Genomic DNA, 2,680 nt, shown 5'->3' on the forward strand with positions numbered 1-2,680 from the left:
CGCCGAACACGAAGCACTACACGCGATGACCCACCCGGTCACCGCACCCCTGAAAACCAGCTAACCAACTCTCCATCAAACCCGGGGCTTGACACGATGTCCGGCCGGACTGCCGGCGTCTGATCCGACAACTGATGCGCGGCACATCTCCGCCACGTGATGCGCAACCGCGCGATGAAGCTAGGGGCCCATCAGTGCGCGCCTCGGGACGTGCGGATCTGCCGAGGTGAGTGCGTCAGTGGTCGACGGCGCGGCAGAGGAAGCGCTCACCCACCTCGGCGATGTCCTCGGTGGTCCATTCGAGCGCGGGCGCGGCGACGGTTACCTCGGTCATCGCGATACCCGGTGCGGCTGTTTCCTGCCAGCCGGCGACAAACCACAGCTTTTCCTCCTCGGCGAGTGCCAGCGCAGCGTCGTTCAGTGCCTGCGCCGAGTGGGGCAGCCAGAGACGGAATCGATGGGTATGCGGAGGTTCTGGATACACCCGCGCGCCGGGAAGCGCCGCGAGTGCCGCAGCGACTGTCCGCGCGTGCCGTACGTATTCGGGGATGCGGGGCAACTCCCTGTTCAGACCGGCGAGTGCGCTCAGGGCGGCTGGCCACTGCTGGAACACCTCGCCGCCATGGCGGTGCCGCCAGACGCGGGCGTAGGAGGCGAGCTCCGTGGTGCCCGCGAGGGCCGCACCGCTGATGCCGCCGATCGTCTTGTAGAACGACACGTAGGTGCTGTCGGCGAGGTTCGCGATCTCGCTGAGGGTATGCGCCAGGTGTGCGGTGGATTCCCAAATCCGAGCGCCGTCGAAATGTACGCGTGCACCGATGGCGCGCGCTGCGGCGGATACGGCGGCGAGTTCGTCCCAGGAGGGAAGGACGAAGCCGGCGTCGCGCAGTGGGAGTTCGATGACGACGGTGCTCACGGGCTCGCCGAGCGCGGCGATCTCCTCGGCAGTCGGGTTGCGGGGCGCGGTTGTCGGCCAGGTACTGCTCAGGCCACTCAGGTGGGCATAGGCCTGGCGTTGGTGTACCTCCAGGTGCCCGAGCGGGTGGACAGCGATCGTCGGGTTCCCTGTGCGGTCAGCGCCATGGCGCAGCGCGACCTGCTGGGCCATCGTGCCGGTGGGGAAGAAGACGGCCGCTTCGGTTCCCAGTAGGTCTGCCACGCGTTCTTCTAGCGTGGTCACTGGACCGTCGCCGTAATAGTCGGGCCAATTATCGAGATCACCGCCCGCGTCCATGTCTGCGAGCCGCTCCCTCATCGTGGTGGGCGGGCCGCCGGAAAGAATCCGGTCGCAGACTCGTAGCGCGGCAAGCCGACGCTGCCTCGTGTTGTGCGACATCGGCGGATCGTTGCATGCCAGCCAAGAGCGGGCCAACTGGATTCGGAGGCAGGCCGGCACCCTATGCACGCCTCTCGTATGGCACGTGGGATGCAGGCCGCGGCGTTTGGAGGAGCGAGCCGAGACCCACATCGGCGAGGAGCTAACCCTGAACCTGGTGCACCTGTCGCGCACTCCATTGCCGCCGACCGCGCCCCCCGGTCGTTGAAGGGCCCATCACTGGCTGTAGCCGAAGGTAGCCGGCTTGGGCGTCCATCATGCCGATGTGCGTGCACTCACGACATGAACTGCCGCTCCCACCACGGCCACGCTTCCGGCAGATGCGGAGCCGAGGACGTCCGTCACGTCAGCGGCTTCCTGGGCGGACGGGCGACCATACTGCTTCCAGGCCGTGGTCGGTGGCGTAGTGCACGTACGGCCGCAACTCGGGAGCGTGCTCCAGGTCGCGACGCAGCGCGCGCAGATGAGCTGACCTCGCCGCCAGGAACGGTTGGGCGGCGAGCAGTCCCCTCAGGTCCCCGAACCGCCAACCCACACCCAGCAGCTTCCTGACTCGTACCAGCAGCTGAACGGCATCGACTGGAACGTTGTCTACATAGACGTCGGCGGTTGTCGGCAGCTCCGGCTCCGGGTCGGGTGGCAGGGCGAAGCGGGAATGCAGCCACACCTCGAACACGGGAGCAACAACATCGAGGTCGACTTCGCCGAGACCACCCAGGTCGGCCCGGAACACCGGGCCGCCGCCACCGTCGCACCTGAGGAACAATCCCCGATCGCCTTCTTGGCCGATCATGAGATAGCCCGTGAGCCACTCGCCGATCCCGTAGGTCGTGTGGCGCTCCTGCAGGGATTCCAGGCAGAACATGACCACCCCGTCGGCGACGACGTCATCGGTGATCGACGCCAACCACCTCTGGTAGACGGCATCCGTCCGGGAAAGAAGCTGCTCGACCATCTCCACCGCCGGCTCCTACCCGTCGTAACCCGGCGTGGGCACGCCTGCTCCGGCTGGCCCAACCCGACACCCCGGAAGCCAACACTGTAGCCCGGCCCCCGCTGCATCCTGTCGTTGCGATCTTCGCTTCCGGATCTGCCGCGATCAGCGCGCGAAGGTGTCGCAGATCAGTTGGCGGATGAGTGTCGCGCATCAGTCGACGGAGGACAGCCGGACTGCCGGACTGCTGGCGATGTTGTGCAAAGTTTCTGTACGTCTTCAAGGCGGCCCGCAACGGGCCGCACGCGCCGCCGCCAGGGCGCGCGCCGGCCGCTGCCGCTGTCGCTCCGCGGCCGTCACGCCTGACGCCCGGCGGCTGGCGCGGAGAGCGGGAAGCCCAGAGGGCCGCC

Annotated in this window: 2 protein-coding genes; both read right to left on the reverse strand. The window is 67.5% G+C overall.

Annotated elements, in window-relative coordinates; genetic code table 11:
- Positions 1-235: 235 nt before the first annotated feature.
- On the reverse strand, positions 236-1,336 hold the full coding sequence (locus ACWD6N_RS37620; protein WP_450006738.1) for a threonine aldolase family protein: 1,101 nt from the start codon (positions 1,334-1,336) through the stop codon (positions 236-238).
- A gap of 346 nt (positions 1,337-1,682) precedes the next feature.
- Positions 1,683-2,297, reverse strand: a complete 615-nt coding sequence (locus ACWD6N_RS37625) for a hypothetical protein (protein ID WP_450006740.1) — start codon at positions 2,295-2,297, stop codon at positions 1,683-1,685.
- Positions 2,298-2,680: the final 383 nt, after the last annotated feature.

This window comes from Micromonospora sp. NPDC005163, assembly GCF_053599835.1.

What these genes read in the sequence shown, in the direction of transcription:
- ACWD6N_RS37620 (WP_450006738.1), bottom strand. Translation starts at nt 1,336, where the DNA reads ATGTCGCACAACACGAGGCAGCGTCGGCTTGCCGCGCTACGAGTCTGC.